Here is a 16,193-nt window from a genome sequence, read left to right as displayed (position 1 = left end):
AGGTTCGGACTATCCTGCGGAAGGAGGAGGACCCGGCGATGGATCATCACGACCCCGGCTATGGCACCACGGCGCGCGTGCTGCACTGGGTGATCGCTGTGGCGGTGCTTGCGATGATCCCGGCGGGGCTGATCATGGTCCGGGACGGCCTTGACCGCGGGCTGCAGGATGCCCTGTTCATCTTTCACAAGAACCTGGGCAGCATCCTGATCCTGGTCGTGGCCCTGCGGGTCGCCTGGAGGATCACGCATCCCGCGCCGCCGCTGCCTGGTGACCTGCCGGCCTGGCAGCGGCGCGCGGCGCGCGGGTCGCATTTCGCGCTTTATGTCCTGATGGTCGTGCTGCCCCTCAGCGGCTATGTGCGGGTGCGGGCCGGAGGCTTTCCGATCGAGGGGCTAGACGCCTTGGGCCTGCCCGCGCTGGTCGGCCGTTCCAAGCCCCTGGCCGAGGCCGCCAGCACGCTGCATGCCCTGGCGGCCTTCACGCTGATCGCGGTGCTGGCGCTGCATCTGGGGGCGGCGCTGCACCATGCGCTGATCCGCCGGGACGGCGTCTGGGGCCGGATGTGGCCGCCTCGCGCGCCCGGCCCACGCACCTGACCTATGGACAGGTTTAGGCGGTTTCATATCGACATCGGGCAGTTGATTCGCTAGTCAACGCTGTCGGCACGCCCGCCGCGCTGTGTCGCGGCATCGCTGCGTGTGTCATTTATTTGTTTCGCCGCGTTGAACCATCCGGCACTGCCGGGCGTTCGACGCCCGCCGTCGAAAAATTCGGCGTCGCGCCGGCGCTGCAGGAGACCCCGTGCCAAAGATCCAGGACCTGACCATCCTCGCGGTGATCGCTGCCGCGCTTGGGGGCGTTTTTTTACTCGATATCCAGTTCCCGTTGGGGACGGCCGTCTGGCTGATCTACATTCTGCCGCTGGCGCTGGCCTTTGGCAGCACCCGTCCGCTGATGCCGGTGGTGGTGGCCGTGCTGACCTGCGCGCTGATGGGGGCGGGTTATTTCTTTGACCAGGCCGGCATTGATCCCCGCGTCGCGGCGGCCAACCGGACCATGGCCGGGGTCGTCTATCTGGTGCTGGGCCTGGTGGGCCGGGGCCTGATCATCAACCGCGAGCGGCTGACGCAGAGCGAATGGGTGCATCAGGGTCAGGTCGAGGTGTCGCGCGCCCTGCAGGGCGAATTGTCGGCCGAACGGCTTGGCCGGCAGATCCTGCAGGCGCTGGCTGAACGGGTCGGCGCACGCGCGGCGGTCGCCTATGCCCGCAACGGCCACGGCTATCAGCGGCTGGCCAGTTGGGGCGTCGACGAGGCGGCCCTGGCCGAACGCGTGATCGAGGGCGAGGGGCATCTGGGCCGATGCGTCGCCGAGCGCCGTGTCCTCAGCATCGCCATGGCGCCGGAGGAGGCGCTTGGCTGGGCCACGGGCCTGGGTCGCGGCCGTGCGCCGCATGCGCTGATGGTCCCGCTGCGCGACGGGCAGCTGGTGAACGGCGTTCTGGAATTCGGCCTGGACACGCCCCCGAGCGAGCGGGTCCAGGAGTTGTTTGGCCGGATCAGCGACAAGCTGGGCATCGCGCTGCGTTCGGCGCAGTACCGCGAACAGCTGCAGGAGCTGCTGGAGGAGACCCGCCGCCAGGCCGAGGAGCTGCGCAGCCACGGCGAGGAACTGGCCGCCTCGAACGAGGAGCTGGAGGAGCAGACCCGCGCCCTGCAGGACAGCCAGCGGCGGCTGGAAATGCAGCAGACCGAGCTGGAGAGCCAGAACGCGCAGCTGGAAAACCAGACGCAGGAGCTGGAGGAGCAGCGTGATGCGCTGGCCCGGTCGCGCCGGATGCTGGAGGACCAGGCGGCGCAGCTGACCCGCGAGAGCCGCTACAAGTCCGAATTCGTGGCCAACATGAGCCACGAGCTGCGCACGCCCCTGAACGCGCTGCTGATCATGTCCCGCCTGCTGGCCGAGAACCGCGCCCGCACCCTGACCGGGGAGCAGGTCCGGTGGGCCGAGACGATCGAGAGTTCGGGCAAGGATCTTCTGGCGCTGATCAACGACATCCTGGACCTGTCCAAGATCGAATCGGGCAAGCTGGAACTGTCGCGCGACCGCATCGACCCGCAGACGGTCGCCACGAAGCTGGTGCGCGCCTTCGAGATGCAGGCCAAGGGCAAGGGCCTGCAGCTGACCGCCGAGGTGGCGCCGGGAGTCGGAGAGCTGGAAACCGACTGCCAGCGGCTGGAGCAGGTGCTGCGGAACTTCATCTCGAACGCGCTGAAGTTCACCGAGCGCGGCCGCGTCACGCTGCGCGTAGCCCCCCTGGGGCAGGGCATCGCCTTTTCGGTCGAGGATACCGGCATCGGCATCGACACCGATCAGCAGGAGGCGGTCTTCGAGGCCTTCCGCCAGGCCGACGGCACCATCTCGCGCCGCTTTGGCGGCACCGGGCTGGGCCTGTCGATCTCTCGCGAGCTGGCGGACCTGCTGGGCGGGCGCGTCACGCTCAGCAGCGAGAAGGGCCGGGGCAGCGTCTTTACCCTGATCCTGCCCGCGGCGCCGGCCATCCGGCAAGCCGCCTCGGCCGCCCGCGGCCCTGCGGCGCTGGCCGCCCCGCCCATGCCGGAAGCATCCTTCGACCCCGAGCCGCTGCTGCTGGACGCGCTGCCGGGGCTGGAGGACGACCGTGCGGTGATCGCGCCCGGCGACCGCGTGATGCTGGTGGTCGAGGATGATCCGGCCTTTGCCAAGGTTCTTTACGGCCTGGCGCGGGATCTGGGCTTTCGCTGCGTCTGCGTGGGGCGTGCCGATGACGGCGTCCGTGCCGCGCGGCATTTCCTGCCGCAGGCCATCGTGATGGATGTGGGCCTGCCGGACCATTCGGGCCTGTCGGCACTGGACCGGCTGAAGCGCGACACCAGCACGCGGCACATCCCCGTGCATATCGTGTCGGCCAACGACTATACCAAGGAGGCGCTGGCCCAGGGCGCGATCAGCTACATGCTGAAGCCCGTGCCGCGCGAGCAGCTGGAACAGGCGATCCGGACCCTGGAGCACCGCCTGGAACAGCGGCTGCGCTGCGTGCTGATCGTCGAGGACGATCCTGCGCAGATGGAGGGTCTGAAGGCGCTTCTGGCCAGCGATGAGGTCGAGACGGTCGGTGCGGGCACCGCCGCCGAGGCGCTACAGATCTGCCGCAGCCGGACCGTGGACTGCATCGTGCTGGACATGACGCTGCCGGACGCCTCGGGCTTTGAGGTGCTGGAACAGCTGGACGGGGACGGCACGGCCGCCTTCCCGCCGGTCATCGTCTATACCGCCCGCACCCTGAACGAGGCCGAGGAACAGCGGCTGCGGCGCTATTCCAGTTCGATCATCATCAAGGGCGCCAAGTCGCCCGAGCGCCTGATCAACGAGGTCACTCTGTTCCTGCACCAGGTGGTCAGCGACCTGCCCGAAAAGCAGCGCGAGATGCTGGCGGCCTCGCTGAACCGCGACGCGCAGCTGGAGGGGCGCCGCATCCTGGTGGTCGAGGATGACATCCGCAACGTCTATGCCCTGACCGGCGTCTTCGAGCCGCATGGCGCCAAGGTGCAGATCGCCCGCAACGGCCGCGAGGCGCTGGAGGTGCTGGGCCGCATCGCCGACGGTGCGCAGCCGCGCGTGGACCTGGTGCTGATGGACGTGATGATGCCCGAGATGGACGGCCTGACCGCCACGCGCGAGATCCGCAAGATCGATCGCTGGAAGTCGCTGCCGATCATCATGCTGACCGCCAAGGCCATGGCCGATGACCAGAACCAGTGCCTGGCGGCGGGGGCCAACGACTATCTGCCCAAGCCCCTGGACGTGGACAAGCTGTTGTCGCTGACCCGCGTGTGGATGCCGCGATGAGCCTGGAACCCGTTCCCGCCCGGCCCGGCGACGCGATCGAACTGGACCTGTTCCTGGAGGCGCTGCACCGGCGTTATCACTATGACTTTCGGTCCTATTCCCGCGCGTCGCTGGCGCGGCGGGCGGAACTCGCGCGGGAACGGCTGGGTTGCGCCACGCTGTCGGAACTTCAGGGCCGCCTGCTGCACGACCCCACCGTGCTGCCCCAGATCATCGATGCGATGACCGTGCAGGTCAGCGAGATGTTCCGCGATCCCGACTACTACCTGGCGCTGCGCCGGGAGGTCCTGCCGCATCTGCACACATTTCCCTCGCTCAAGGTCTGGGTCGCGGGCTGCGCCGATGGCGAGGAGCTGTATTCGCTGGCCATTCTCTTCCGCGAGGAGGGCCTGTTTGACCGCACGCTGTTCTACGCGACCGAGATCAACCGCCGTGCTTTGGCGCGCGCCGAGGCGGGCGTCTATGACATCGACCGCCTGCCGGTCTTTTCGCAGAACTACCAGCGGTCGGGCGGGCGCGGGTCGCTGTCGGACTATTACACCGCCGCCTATGGTCGCGCCGCCTTTGACCGGTCGCTGCGGTCGCGGACGGTCTTTACCGAACACAACCTGGCCTCGGACCAGGTCTTTTCCGAGGTTCACCTGATCAGCTGCCGCAACGTGCTGATCTACTTCGACGCCGAATTGCAGGATCGCACCCTGGGCCTTTTTGCCGAAGCGCTGGCGCGCGGCGGATTCTTGGGCCTCGGCTCGCACGAGACCCTGCGCTTTTCGGCCCATGCCTCGGCCTTTGTGCCCTTTGAAGAGCCAGACAGGATCTGGCGCCGCATTGCCTCTCAGGAGACCGCCCATGCTCGATAACACCATCAGGTTCCTGATCGTCGACGACATCGCCGAGAACATCATGGCGCTGGAGGCCCTGCTGCGGCGCGACGGGCTGGTGGTGGACCGTGCGCGGTCGGCCAGCGAGGCGCTGGAACTGATGCTGATGAACGACTATGCGCTGGCCTTCCTGGACGTGCAGATGCCCGGCACCGACGGCTATGAACTGGCCGAACTGATGCGGTCCACCGAACGCACGCGGGGCGTCCCGATCATCTTCGTCACCGCGGCGGAAATGGACGAGGCCCGCCGGTTCCGCGGCTATGAGGCAGGTGCTGTTGACTACATCTTCAAGCCGATCGACCCGCTGATCCTGAAGTCCAAGGCCGAGGTCTTTTTCCGGATCGGCCGCCAGGCCAAGGAGCTGGAACGCCAGCGCGACGAGATGCAGGAGATCGCCCGTCACCGCGACAGGGTGATGGCGCAGCTCAAGGCGCATAACGACAATTCGCCCCTGGCCTTCGTGACCCTGGACCGCGACCTCTGCGTGCGCCGCTGGTCCAAGGGGGCCGAGCGGATGTTCGGGCGCGCGGCGGGCGACCTGCTGGGCATGACGGCGCCTGCCTCGGGTTGGCTGGATGCGGCGGGGGCCGAGGAGCTGGCGGGCTGGCTGAAGGCCGGCGGGGATGCCGCCCCGCGCTTTTCGGCCGAGATGGTGCTGGACCACGCGGCCGTGGGCCCGATCAGCTGCGAGATCTATGGCTCGGTCCTCTCGGACGCGGCGGGTCAGCGGTCGCTGTCGCTGCAGATCCTGGACATCACCGAGCGCAAGCAGGCCGAGGAGGTCCGCTCGCTGCTGATCGGAGAGCTGAACCACCGCATCAAGAACACCCTGGCTAATGTCCAGGCCATCGCCCGCCAGAGCCTGCGCCAGTCCGACAGCCTGCAGGACTTCGAGAAGAGCTTTGGCGGCCGCCTGCAGGCGCTGGCGCGGGCCCATTCGATCCTGTCCGATGCTACTTGGGCCAGCGCGCCGCTGGATCAGTTGATCGATGACCAGATCAGTTCGGGGACGCTGGACGGTGACCGGCTGCGGCGCAGCGGCCCGGCGGTCGAACTGGCCCCCGACACCATGCTGCGCCTGGCGCTGACCCTGCACGAACTGGGCACGAATGCCGCGAAATACGGCGCGCTGTCGGTGCCGCAGGGCATGATCGACCTGGATTGGACCTTTGTGGGCGGGCAGCTGACGCTTGTCTGGCGCGAAACCGGCGGGCCTGCGGTCACGGGACCGGCCCGGTCCGGGTTCGGCATGACCCTGATCGGCGCGGCCGGCGGGGGCGAGGACAATGCCGTCACCGCCGACTGGAACCCTGCGGGCGTCATCTGGACGATCCGGCTGTCGGATGGCGTCACGGCGCTGAAGTCGAAAGGCGCCCCGCAGGCCTGCGCCGCCGCCCCGGTCCTTCGTCCCGCGACCCTGGACGGGGCGCGCGTCCTGCTGGTCGAGGACGAGCCGCTGGTCGCCCTGGACCTGCGGCTGGAGCTGGAGGACGCGGGCGCGGTCGTCGTCGCCGTGTCGCGCACCGTGGCCGAGGCGATGCAGGCGGTGCAAAGCCACCAGATCGACCTGGCGCTGCTGGACGGCAACCTCAAGGGCGAGCCGGTGGACGAGGTCGCGGCGCTGCTGAACGAGCGTCATGTCCCCTTCTGCTTTGTCTCGGGCTATGGCCGCGAGCACCTGCCGGCAGGCTTTGATGAAGCACCGCTGATCGAAAAGCCGTTCCGTCCGGATGCGCTGCGCTCGATCCTGACGGGGCTTCTGTCGCGCGAACTGACGGTCGCGGCGCAGTAGCCGGAAAAGGACGTCGTTCTGCGGATATTCCGGGGGACGCGCCCGGTGTTCGGGCGGTTGCGGGAACAGGGCAACGGTCTTCGCCGCGGCGCAGGCACGGCCGATCGACTGTTCCGTCGGCCGACCTGCCCGCAGGCTTGCACCCGGCGCGGCTTTCGGGCATCCCCGCGCCCTTGGAATTGGAACTGGCAGGATCCCATGAGCGGAACGGCCCAAAACGACGCGGCCATCATCTTCGACAGGCTGGGCAAGTCCTTCCCCAAGAAGGGCGGCCAGCGGGTCATGGCCCTGGACGACATCTCTCTGGTCGTGCCGCGGGGCAGCATCACCGGCATCATCGGCCGGTCGGGGGCGGGGAAATCGACGCTGTTGCGCATGGTCAACGGCCTCGAGCGCCCGACCGAGGGCCGGGTCGAGGTGTCGGGACATGACGTAGGCGCGGCGCGCGGGGCCGCCCTGCGGGCGATCCGCCGCGATGTCGGGATGATCTTCCAGCACTTCAATCTGCTGGCGTCGCGCACGGTCGGGGGCAACGTGGCCCTGCCGCTGGAGATCGCGGGCACGCCTGCCGCGCAGGTCCGCGCCCGCGTCGACCAGCTGATCGACCAAGTGGGCCTGGGCGCGCTCCGCGACCGCTATCCGGCCGAACTGTCGGGCGGGCAGAAGCAGCGCGTGGGCATCGCCCGGGCCTTGGCCACCAGCCCCAAGGTGCTGCTGTCGGACGAGGCGACCAGCGCGCTGGACCCCGAAACGACGCAGACGGTGCTGGAGCTGCTGGGCCGCATCAACCGCGACCTGGGCCTGACGATCCTGCTGATCACGCATGAGATGGCGGTCCTGCGCGACATCGCCAGCCACATGGCGGTGATCGAGGGCGGGCGCATCGTCGAGGCCGGGCCGACCTATGACGTCTTTGCCCGGCCGACCCATCCGACCACCCGCAGTTTCCTGTCAGGGGTGACAGGGGCCACGCTGCCGGCCTTCGTGGCCAGCCGCCTGCACCCCGAACCGCCGGGCGACCAGGTGATCCGGGTGACCTTTGCCGGCCGTCATGCGACCGATCCGATGCTGTCGCTGCTGGCCACGGACCTGGGCATCACCGCCAATATCCTGGGCGGCGCCATCGAAGAGGTCGGCCCGCATCCCTTCGGCAACCTGCTGATCTCGGTCGAGGCCGCGCGCGCCGACCAGGCGCGGGCCTATCTGGAGCGCCACGGACTGTCGACGGAGGTGCTGGGCCATGTCCGCTAACCTGATCCCGCTTTTGTGGGACGCGACCCTGCAGACCCTCTACATGGTGGCGATCTCGGCGCTGCTGGGCACCTTGGGGGGCCTGCCCCTGGGGGTGTTCCTGGCCACCTCGCAGCGGGGAGAGCTGCTGTCGGCACCTTGGGTCAACAAGGTGCTGGGGCTGGTGGTGAATGCTACCCGATCGGTCCCGTTCATCATCCTGGTGGTGGCGATCATCCCCTTCACCCGCGCGCTGGTGGGCACGTCGATCGGCACGAATGCCGCGATCGTGCCGCTGACCCTGGCCGCCATCCCCTTCATCGCCCGGCTGGTGGAAAACGCCATCCGCGAGGTCGATGGCGGCCTGATCGAGGCCGCCCGCGCGATGGGCGCCACGCCCCTGCAGATCATCCGCAAGGTGCTCATCCCCGAGGCGATGCCGGCCATCACCCTGGGCCTGACCCTGGCCGTGGTCAGCCTGATCGGATATTCCGCCATGGTCGGCGCGGTGGGCGGGCAGGGCCTGGGCGACCTGGGCATCCGCTACGGCTATCAGCGCTTCATGCCCGAGGTGATGGCGGCGGTCGTTGTCATCCTGATCGTGCTGGTCCAGCTGGTGCAATCGCTTGGCGAATGGATCGCTGCCCGGCTGGATCGCCGCGCCCCGCGCAACCGCGGCCACTGATGCCGCGTTGGCCTCAGATTTTCCGCAGACAAGAAAGGACCAATCCGATGCTGCGACTGACAACCCTCGTTTCCGCCCTTGCCCTGTCCACTGCGGCCGCCACGGCCGAGGATATCAAGGTCGGCGTCTCGCCTGGTGAACATGGCGAGATCATGGAGAAGGTGGCCGAGGTCGCCGAACCTCTGGGCCTGAACATCGAGATCATCGAGTTTTCGGACTATGTCGTGCCGAACCAGGCGCTGGCGGACGGCGATCTGGATGCCAACAGCTTTCAGCACCGCCCCTATCTGGAAAACCAGATGAAGGATCGCGGCTTTGAACTGGTCGAGGTGGGCACCACCATCACCACCCCGATGGGGATCTATTCCGACAGCATCGAGGATCTGGCCGACCTGCCCGACGGCGCGCAGGTGGCGATCCCGAACGATCCGACCAATGGCGGGCGCGCGCTGCTGATCCTGCAGGACCTGGGCCTGATCACTCTGGCCGAAGACACCGGCTTGGTGCCCAGCCCGCTGGATGTCAGCGACAACCCCAAGGGCCTTCAGTTCCTGGAACTGGACGCGGCGCAACTGCCCCGCACGCTGGCCGATGCCGATATCGCGATCATCAACACCAACTATGCGCTGGCCTCGGGCCTGTCGCCCAAGGCGGATGCGATCGCGATGGAAAAGGCCGACAGCCCCTATGTGAACATCATCGTGGTTCAGGACGGCCGGCAGGACGAGCCCTGGGTCCAGACGCTGGTCGATGCCTATCACTCGGCCGAGGTGAAAGCCTTCATCGACGAGAAATACGAAGGCGCGGTCCTGACCTCCTGGTAAGACCCATGGGCCGCCCCCGTGGCGGCCCGCCTTGTACGCTCTGCAGCAAAAGGACGGTCGGACCGTCCGGCGTTCGTCTGCCCCAAGCCGTCATCTGCATTCGCGGCCTGTGCTGATGGCACCTGTTCGCTCCACGGCGATGCTTGGCCGCTTCATGACTGTCTCAGGTCACCGGATCGGTCACAGCCAGCAGCGCGATGCGCCCCGGCCAGCGCGCCTGCAGCGCCTGTCCTGCATTATGCGCCCGCAGTCCGGTGCGGCAGGCCAGGACGACGCGCCTGTCGGGCGCCGGTGACAGTTCGGCAATGCGCTCGGGAGGCAGGGGACGGGCGCGGGGATCAAAGGGCCGGTCGGCCTCGGTCCGCAGGTCCACCAGCAGATCGTCCGGGGCGATCTGCTCCGCCGCTATGAAGGGCAGCGGTGCCGCGGGTTCGGGCGCATCGGCAAAGCGGAACCCGCCCATCCGCCAGGTGGCGGCGTCAAAGCTGATCAGGCGGCCAAGGGGGCCGGGTGCCAGTTTCAGGATCACCGCCAGCGCCATCTGCGCCTGCAGCGCGCCGATCATGCCGACGACCGGACCCATGACGCCCGCCGTGGCGCAGGTGGCGCCGCGCAGGGGCAGGTCGGGAAAGATCGCGCGCAGGCTGGGCGCGCCGCCGCAACAGCCTGCGGCATAGCCCGACAGCGCCAGCGCAGATCCCGCGATCAGCGGCCTGCCCGCGGCCATGCAGGTGTCCGACAGGGTCAGGCTGGCGGCAAAGCTGTCGGCGCAGTCCAGAACCACATCCGCCGCATCCACCAGCGCGGGCGCATTAGCCGGCGTCAGCCATTCCACGCGGGGGATCACCCGGACGGCCGGGTTCATGCCGGTCATGATGGCGGCGGCGGCCTCCGCCTTGGGCTGGCCGATCTGGTCCATGCGATAGATCGGCTGGCGGTGCAGGTTCGTGTCCTCGACCCGGTCGCCGTCGACCAGGGTGATCTGCCCGATCCCGGCGCCGGCCAGATATTGCAGGGCAGGCACCCCCAGGCCGCCGGCGCCCACCACCAGCACATGGGCGGCGGCCACTCGCTCCTGACCCTGCGCGCCGATCTGGGGCAGAACCATCTGGCGGGCATAGCGCGTCACGCCGTCACGCGCAGCCAGTCGCGCATCCGCTCCTCGGGGTCGGGGTTCAGCGTGATGTCCGTCACGGCCGACACGACATCCGCACCTGCGGCGAAGGCACCGGCTGCGCGCTCCACCGTCATGCCGCCGATGGCGATCAGCGGGATCGGACCGACCAGCCGCTTCCATTCCGTGACCCGCTCCAGCCCCTGCTGGTGCCATTTCATCTGCTTGAGGATGGTGGGATAGACCGGGCCCAGGGCGATGTAGCCGGGCGCCAGCGCCAGCGCCCGGTCCAGTTCGGCATGATCATGGGTTGATATCCCCAGCTTCAGCCCCGCACGGCGGATGGCGGGCAGGTCGGCCTGGTCCAGGTCCTCTTGCCCCAGATGCAGCCAGTCCGCGCCTTCGTCGATGGCGATCTGCCAGTGATCGTTGACGACGAGCGCCGCCCCGTGGCTGCGGGCATGGTCCAGGCCCCGGCGAACCTGGGCGCGCAGTTCGGCGTCAGGGCGATCCTTGATGCGCAACTGCACCAGCCTGACGCCCAGGGGCAGGGCGCGGTCCAGCCAGGCCGCGTCGTCGAAGATGGGGTAGAATCGCGGCAACATCACAGCCAGGCCTTTCCGATGAGGGGGGTCGAAGGGGCGGCCATGTCGCGCGGCTCCATCGGGTCGGCGGCCCGCGCCAAGGCACCCGCCTGAACGGCCAGTCCAAAGGCGCGGGCCATGGCGGCCGGGTCGCCGGCCTGCGCCACGGCGGTGTTCAGCAGGACGGCGTCGAACCCCATCTCGATCGCGGCGGTGGCCTGGCTGGGCAGGCCCAGGCCCGCATCGATGACCATCGGCACCTCCGGGAAGGCCGCGCGCAGGGTCCGCAGCCCGTAGGGGTTGTTCAGCCCCCGCCCCGAACCGATGGGCGCGCCCCAGGGCATCAGCACCTTGCAGCCCGCCTCCAGCAAGCGCTGCGCCAGAACCTGGTCCTCGGTCGTATAGGGGAAGACCTCGAACCCTTCGGCCGCCAGCGTCTCGGCCGCCTCCAGCAGGCCGAAGGGGTCGGGCTGCAGCGTGTCGGCATGGCCGATCACCTCCAGCTTGATCCAGTTCGTCTCGAAGACCTCGCGCGCCATCCGGGCAGTCGTGACCGCCTCTCGGGCGCTGTGGCAGCCGGCGGTGTTGGGCAGGACATGGACATTTAGGGCGCGGATGATGTCCCAGAAGGCCTGGCCCTGGCCCGCCTCGCGCCGCAGCGACACCGTCGCGACCGAGGCGCCGCTGTCCGTAAAAGCCGCCTGCATCACCGCCGGAGAGGGATATTGCGCCGTTCCCAGCATCAGCCCCGAGGGCAGGGTCACGCCATAGAAATCGCGCATCTCAGCCTCCCTGCATGGGCGCCAGGACCTCCAGCCGGTCGCCGTCGCGCAGGACCTGCGCCTCGCGGCGGGCGGCGGGAAGAAAGTCGCCGTTCAGCGCGGTCGCCACGCGCGCCTCGCCCCAGCCCAGTTCGGCCAGCGCCGCCGCGACGGTTGTGGCCGTGATCTGGTGCGGCTCTCCGTTCACCTCAATCCTCATGGATCAACTCTCCCTTGGTTCGGGTCAGAAGATAATCGGCCGCCTGCCGGGCCAGCGCCGGGGCCATCAGATAGCCGTGGCGAAAGAGGCCGTTCAGGTGCAGCACCCGCCCGCGCAGGATGACGCGCGGCACATTGTCGGCAAAGGCCGGGCGCAGATCGGCGCCCAGTTCCAGCACGCTGGCCTCGGCAAAGCGCGGGTCCAGCGCATAGGCCGCCGACAGCAGCTCCAGCGCCGCCCGGGCACTGACGGGCGCGCGAGAGGCGCTTTCCAGCTGCGTGGCGCCCAGCATGAAGATGTTGCCCGCACGCGGCACGATATAAAGCGGATGGCGCGGATGCAGCAGGCGGACCGGCCGCGACAGGGTGATGTCGGGCGCATGCAGGACGACCATCTCGCCGCGCACGCCGCGCAGGCCAGGCAGGGCGGCGGCCAGGCCGCGGGCGTCGATCACGGGGCCGTCGATGTCGCTGGGCTGGACCTCGTCCTTTTGGATGGTGATCCCGCGCGTGGCCAGCGACTGCACAAGGTCGGCCAGCGCCTGGCGGGGGTCCAGATGCGCCTCGGTCGGGAAGAACAGTCCGTCGCGATGCTGCGCAAGTTCGGGTTCCAGTTCAGCCACCAGACGCGCGTCGTGGCCGCTGGCCCGGCGGGCAAAGCGTGCCAGTTCGGCCCGGTCGCGGTCCAGCGCAAGGACCAGCGTGCCGCGCCGGGTGACGGGCGTGACCTGGGCCCATGCGGCGGCCGCCTCGGCGCCGAGGCGGGTGATGACCGGTTCTGCCGTGACCCCTTCGCAATGCGGGGCCAGCATCCCGCCTGCCCACCAGGAACAGCCATGCGGCCCCGGCGGGCCGTTCCGGTCGATGATGCGCGGATGCAGGCCCCGCGAGGCCAGTTCATGCGCCGCAAACAGCCCCGCGACGCCCGCGCCGATGATGGTGACGTCGCTCATCCCCAGACCGCGTGGAAGTGGTGGACGGGCCCGTTACCCGAGCCGACGCCAAGGTCGTCCGCCGCGCGGATGGCGCCTTGCAGGTAACGATGCGCCAGCTGCACCGCCGCAACCAGGTTCATGCCCTGCGCCAGCCCGGCCGCGATCGCGGCCGACAGGGTGCAGCCCGTGCCATGGGTGTTCCGCGTCGCCTGCCGCGGCGCGGTCAGGCGCGTGATCCCATCGGGCGTCACCAGCAGGTCGGTGCAGAGGGGGCCTTCGGCATGGCCGCCCTTCATCAGGACGGCCCTCGGCCCCATCGCGCGCAGGGCGGCGGCCTGATCGGCCATCTCGGCCTCGGTCCGGGCGGGTGCGCAGCCAAGCAGCCGCGCGGCCTCGGGCAGGTTCGGGGTCAGCAGCGTCGCCAGCGGCAGCATCCGCTCGCGCAGCGCGGTTACGGCGCCGTCGGCCAGCAGGCTGTCGCCGGATTTGGCCACCATCACCGGGTCCAGGACCACCGGCATGGGCCGTCCGGGCAGACCCTGCGCCACGGCGGCGATGGCGGGACCGTCGCCCAGCATGCCCAGCTTGACCGCACGCACGTCCAGGTCATCAAAGACCGCCGCCATCTGCGCGGCGATCATGGCCGGGCTGGCCGGCTCGACCAGGGTCACCGCCCGCGTGTTCTGGGCCGTCAGCGCCGTGATCACGCTGGCCCCGTAGGTCCCGAGCGCCGAGAAGGTCTTGAGATCGGCCTGGATGCCCGCACCTCCGCCGGAATCCGATCCTGCAATGGTTAGGGCGATGGCTGCGGTCACGGTCGTCCTCCTGCAAGGCGAAGGGTCGGCACCGGACGTGAGGAAAGGCGACGGGCGGAACGGCGTCCGCGATCATCTGCACCGTTCCCTCCGCCGGTATGACCCGGATCAGGTTCGATGGGTTGGCTTGCGCCTCTCAGCCCCTGGACGGGACACCCCAACGGTTTGCACCCTGACAGCTAGCGGCCCGCGCCGCCGCGCGCAAGACGCATGGTGATCTGCCCCCCTGAGGCGGTTTGGCTGCGATCCGGCATGGACTTCTGCCGGGGCCGCGCGTATGAGACGCCTTTGGCTCCGCATGTTCGGGGCGGCGGGTGCAGGGTGGGCCGGTCGCAGCGACGATGGTGCCGCTCATCGGGTGCCGCATATGGCACCCCCGCATTTGGCGACTTACATGACTGAACAGAATTTTCCCGCACCGCTGCAGGCGGCGCTGGCTTCCAAGGGCTATGACAGCCTGACCTCCGTCCAAAGCGCGGTGCTTGCGCCCGAGGCGCAGGGGCGCGACGTGCTGGTCTCGGCCCAGACCGGGTCGGGCAAGACCGTGGCGTTTGGCCTGGCGATGGGCGCCGAGCTGCTGGAGGGCGACCGGATGGTCGCCGGAGAGCTGCCGCTGGCGCTGGCCATTGCCCCGACCCGCGAACTGGCCCTTCAGGTCGCGCGCGAGCTGGAATGGCTTTACGCCGATACCGGTGCCCAGATCGCCACCTGCGTCGGCGGCATGGATTACCGCAACGAGCGCCGCGCCCTGCAGCGCGGCGCGCAGATCGTGGTCGGCACCCCCGGCCGCCTGCGCGACCATATCGACCGCGGCAGCCTGGACCTGTCGGCCCTGCGCGCGGCGGTGCTGGACGAGGCGGACGAGATGCTGGACCTGGGCTTCCGCGAGGATCTGGAGTTCATCCTGGCCGCCGCGCCCGAGGAACGGCGCACGCTGATGTTCTCGGCCACCGTGCCGCCCGCGATCGAGAAGCTGGCACGCGATTTTCAGCGCGACGCCCTGCGCATCGCCGCCATGGGCGAGGCGCGCCAGCATGGCGACATCGCCTATCGCGCCTATAGCGTGACCGCACGCGACCGCGAGCCTGCGATCTTCAACCTGCTGCGCATCCACGAGGCCCAGACCTCGATCGTCTTCTGCAAGACGCGGGCGAATGTGAACCATCTGCTGGCGCGCATGTCCAACCGCGGCTTCAAATGCGTCGCCCTGTCGGGCGAGCTGAGCCAGCAGGAACGGACCCATGCCCTGCAGGCGCTGCGTGACGGACGTGCGCGGGTCTGCATCGCGACCGACGTCGCCGCGCGCGGCATCGACCTGCCGGGGCTGGAACTGGTGATCCACGCCGACCTGCCGACCAATCCCGAAACCCTGCTGCACCGGTCGGGCCGCACCGGCCGGGCCGGGTCCAAGGGCGTCTCGGCGCTGATCGTGCCCTCGTCGGACTACAAGCGGGCGCAGCGGCTGCTGCAGAACGCCAAGGTCGTGGCCGAATGGCTGAAGGCGCCGACCGCCGACGAGGTGCGGGCGCGCGACGACCAGCGCATGCTGGAGCATCCCGCCCTCCAGGAGGAGCCGGGGGAGGACGCGCCTTTGGCCGCGCAGCTGCTGGAGCGTTTCGGCGCCGAGCAGGTCGCCGTGGCCTTCCTGCGCATGTGGCGCGAGGGGCGCCCCGCCGCCGAGGAACTGATGGAGACGCAGGCCCCGCCCGCGCCGATGGCGCCCCGTGCGCCGCGGGAATTCGGCGCATCGGTCTGGTTCACGCTGTCGGTTGGCCATTCCGGCCGCGCCGAAGCCCGCTGGCTGCTGCCCAAGATCTGCGATGCGGGGGGAATCACCCGTGATGCCATCGGGGCGATCCGGGTCCGCCAGGACCTGTCCTATGTCCAGATCGCAGCCGAGGCGGCCGACCGATTCGGCGACTTCATCGAGATCACCCCCGAAGTCTCGATGCGCCGCATGCAGGGCGAACCCGACCTGGAGGCACAGCCCGAGCGCAGCCCGCGCCCTCGGTTCGAGGCGCGTGAGGAGCGGCCACCCCGTGCCGCCAAGCCTGCCCCGCGTCGCAAGCCGGCGGAGGACGAGGGTCATCAGGCCCGCGTGAAGGCCGCCCGTGGCGGATGGGTGCCCGACGATGCGTCGCTGGCCGATCCGCGCGAGGAGGGGCCGCGCCCCGCCGTCAAGGCCTGGAAGAAGAAGTCTTCGGCCGATGCGGGCGCGGGTCCGCGCAAGGCTGCCGGCGCGAAGCCTGCCTGGGCCGCCAAGGGCAAGCCGGGTGCCGCGAAGCCCGCCCCGGCCAAGACCCCGCACCGCAAGGGTCCCAAGCGTCCGGGCTGATCCGCAGCCGCCACACCACCGCATGACTTGCGCGCTGCCCCTGTCCGGGGCAGCGCGCTTTTTCATGGCCTGTCGGGGAGGCGCGGGCCTATCCTTCGGGCGATCTTGACAGGCAATTGCTGAC

14 protein-coding genes and 1 riboswitch are annotated in these 16,193 nt (G+C 69.3%); of the genes, 8 read left to right on the top strand and 6 right to left on the bottom strand.

Annotation, left to right across the window (positions count from 1 at the left end; all coding sequences use genetic code 11):
• The first annotated feature begins 38 nt into the window (after positions 1-38).
• The 7 genes from ACZ2G3_RS09790 to ACZ2G3_RS09760 all read left to right on the top strand — a co-directional run bounded on the left by ACZ2G3_RS09790 (position 39) and on the right by ACZ2G3_RS09760 (position 9,306).
• Complete coding sequence (locus ACZ2G3_RS09790; protein WP_470395659.1) at positions 39-599, top strand: cytochrome b; 561 nt, start codon at positions 39-41, stop codon at positions 597-599.
• A 205-nt stretch (positions 600-804) separates the two neighbouring features.
• Positions 805-3,891 carry a response regulator gene (locus ACZ2G3_RS09785; RefSeq protein WP_470395658.1) on the top strand — a complete coding sequence of 1,029 codons (3,087 nt, stop codon included), beginning with the start codon at positions 805-807 and terminating at the stop codon, positions 3,889-3,891.
• Positions 3,888-4,751: a CheR family methyltransferase gene (locus ACZ2G3_RS09780; RefSeq protein ID WP_470395656.1), complete on the top strand. Its 864-nt coding sequence runs from the start codon at positions 3,888-3,890 to the stop codon at positions 4,749-4,751. Before ACZ2G3_RS09785 ends, ACZ2G3_RS09780 begins: the two co-directional genes overlap by 4 nt.
• Positions 4,741-6,567 (top strand): response regulator, encoded by a 1,827-nt coding sequence (locus tag ACZ2G3_RS09775; RefSeq protein ID WP_470395654.1) that lies wholly within the window; start codon positions 4,741-4,743, stop codon positions 6,565-6,567. The genes ACZ2G3_RS09780 and ACZ2G3_RS09775 overlap by 11 nt, the downstream gene beginning before the upstream one ends.
• A 198-nt stretch (positions 6,568-6,765) precedes the next feature.
• A complete protein-coding gene (locus ACZ2G3_RS09770) occupies positions 6,766-7,818 on the top strand; it encodes a methionine ABC transporter ATP-binding protein (protein ID WP_470395652.1) in 1,053 nt (350 codons plus the stop codon).
• Entirely contained in the window at positions 7,808-8,482 is a 675-nt protein-coding gene (locus ACZ2G3_RS09765) for a methionine ABC transporter permease (RefSeq protein WP_470395650.1), read from the top strand. Before ACZ2G3_RS09770 ends, ACZ2G3_RS09765 begins: the two co-directional genes overlap by 11 nt.
• Before the next feature lie 47 nt (positions 8,483-8,529).
• Positions 8,530-9,306: a MetQ/NlpA family ABC transporter substrate-binding protein gene (locus ACZ2G3_RS09760; protein ID WP_470395648.1), complete on the top strand. Its 777-nt coding sequence runs from the start codon at positions 8,530-8,532 to the stop codon at positions 9,304-9,306.
• A gap of 163 nt (positions 9,307-9,469) precedes the next feature.
• On the opposite strand, the gene ACZ2G3_RS09755 is transcribed toward ACZ2G3_RS09760, so the two are convergent.
• The 6 genes from ACZ2G3_RS09755 to thiD are packed head-to-tail and all read right to left on the bottom strand — an operon-like array spanning position 9,470 to position 13,734.
• A complete protein-coding gene (locus tag ACZ2G3_RS09755) occupies positions 9,470-10,435 on the bottom strand; it encodes a ThiF family adenylyltransferase (RefSeq protein ID WP_470395646.1) in 966 nt (321 codons plus the stop codon).
• Positions 10,432-11,028 carry a thiamine phosphate synthase gene (locus tag ACZ2G3_RS09750; RefSeq protein ID WP_470395644.1) on the bottom strand — a complete coding sequence of 199 codons (597 nt, stop codon included), beginning with the start codon at positions 11,026-11,028 and terminating at the stop codon, positions 10,432-10,434. The genes ACZ2G3_RS09755 and ACZ2G3_RS09750 overlap by 4 nt, the downstream gene beginning before the upstream one ends.
• Positions 11,025-11,786: a thiazole synthase gene (locus tag ACZ2G3_RS09745; RefSeq protein WP_470395642.1), complete on the bottom strand. Its 762-nt coding sequence runs from the start codon at positions 11,784-11,786 to the stop codon at positions 11,025-11,027. The genes ACZ2G3_RS09750 and ACZ2G3_RS09745 overlap by 4 nt, the downstream gene beginning before the upstream one ends.
• A gap of 1 nt (position 11,787) precedes the next feature.
• Positions 11,788-11,985 carry a sulfur carrier protein ThiS gene (gene thiS / locus ACZ2G3_RS09740; protein WP_419268074.1) on the bottom strand — a complete coding sequence of 66 codons (198 nt, stop codon included), beginning with the start codon at positions 11,983-11,985 and terminating at the stop codon, positions 11,788-11,790.
• Complete coding sequence (locus ACZ2G3_RS09735; RefSeq protein ID WP_470395640.1) at positions 11,975-12,937, bottom strand: FAD-dependent oxidoreductase; 963 nt, start codon at positions 12,935-12,937, stop codon at positions 11,975-11,977. The genes thiS and ACZ2G3_RS09735 overlap by 11 nt, the downstream gene beginning before the upstream one ends.
• Positions 12,934-13,734: a bifunctional hydroxymethylpyrimidine kinase/phosphomethylpyrimidine kinase gene (gene thiD / locus ACZ2G3_RS09730; RefSeq protein WP_470395638.1), complete on the bottom strand. Its 801-nt coding sequence runs from the start codon at positions 13,732-13,734 to the stop codon at positions 12,934-12,936. Before thiD ends, ACZ2G3_RS09735 begins: the two co-directional genes overlap by 4 nt.
• A gap of 68 nt (positions 13,735-13,802) precedes the next feature.
• A riboswitch (TPP riboswitch) is annotated at positions 13,803-13,904 on the bottom strand.
• Positions 13,905-14,128: 224 nt separating this feature from the next.
• Between thiD and ACZ2G3_RS09725 the strand changes: the two genes are divergently transcribed.
• The gene (locus ACZ2G3_RS09725) at positions 14,129-16,069 is read left to right on the top strand and encodes a DEAD/DEAH box helicase (RefSeq protein WP_470395637.1); all 1,941 of its coding nucleotides are present in this window, start codon (positions 14,129-14,131) and stop codon (positions 16,067-16,069) included.
• Positions 16,070-16,193 lie beyond the last annotated feature (124 nt).

It is taken from the genome of Paracoccus sp. KKT209 (assembly GCF_055635455.1).
This window is presented reverse-complemented; position numbering and strand designations above follow the sequence as displayed.

Excerpts from the sequence above, each read along its gene's own strand:
- ACZ2G3_RS09790 (WP_470395659.1), top strand. The coding sequence starts at position 39 with ATGGATCATCACGACCCCGGCTATGGCACCACGGCGCGCGTGCTGCAC.
- ACZ2G3_RS09780 (WP_470395656.1), top strand. The coding sequence starts at position 3,888 with ATGAGCCTGGAACCCGTTCCCGCCCGGCCCGGCGACGCGATCGAACTG.
- ACZ2G3_RS09775 (WP_470395654.1), top strand. The coding sequence starts at position 4,741 with ATGCTCGATAACACCATCAGGTTCCTGATCGTCGACGACATCGCCGAG.
- ACZ2G3_RS09770 (WP_470395652.1), top strand. The coding sequence starts at position 6,766 with ATGAGCGGAACGGCCCAAAACGACGCGGCCATCATCTTCGACAGGCTG.
- ACZ2G3_RS09765 (WP_470395650.1), top strand. The coding sequence starts at position 7,808 with ATGTCCGCTAACCTGATCCCGCTTTTGTGGGACGCGACCCTGCAGACC.
- ACZ2G3_RS09760 (WP_470395648.1), top strand. The coding sequence starts at position 8,530 with ATGCTGCGACTGACAACCCTCGTTTCCGCCCTTGCCCTGTCCACTGCG.
- ACZ2G3_RS09745 (WP_470395642.1), bottom strand. The coding sequence starts at position 11,786 with ATGCGCGATTTCTATGGCGTGACCCTGCCCTCGGGGCTGATGCTGGGA.
- thiS (WP_419268074.1), bottom strand. The coding sequence starts at position 11,985 with ATGAGGATTGAGGTGAACGGAGAGCCGCACCAGATCACGGCCACAACC.
- ACZ2G3_RS09735 (WP_470395640.1), bottom strand. The coding sequence starts at position 12,937 with ATGAGCGACGTCACCATCATCGGCGCGGGCGTCGCGGGGCTGTTTGCG.
- ACZ2G3_RS09725 (WP_470395637.1), top strand. The coding sequence starts at position 14,129 with ATGACTGAACAGAATTTTCCCGCACCGCTGCAGGCGGCGCTGGCTTCC.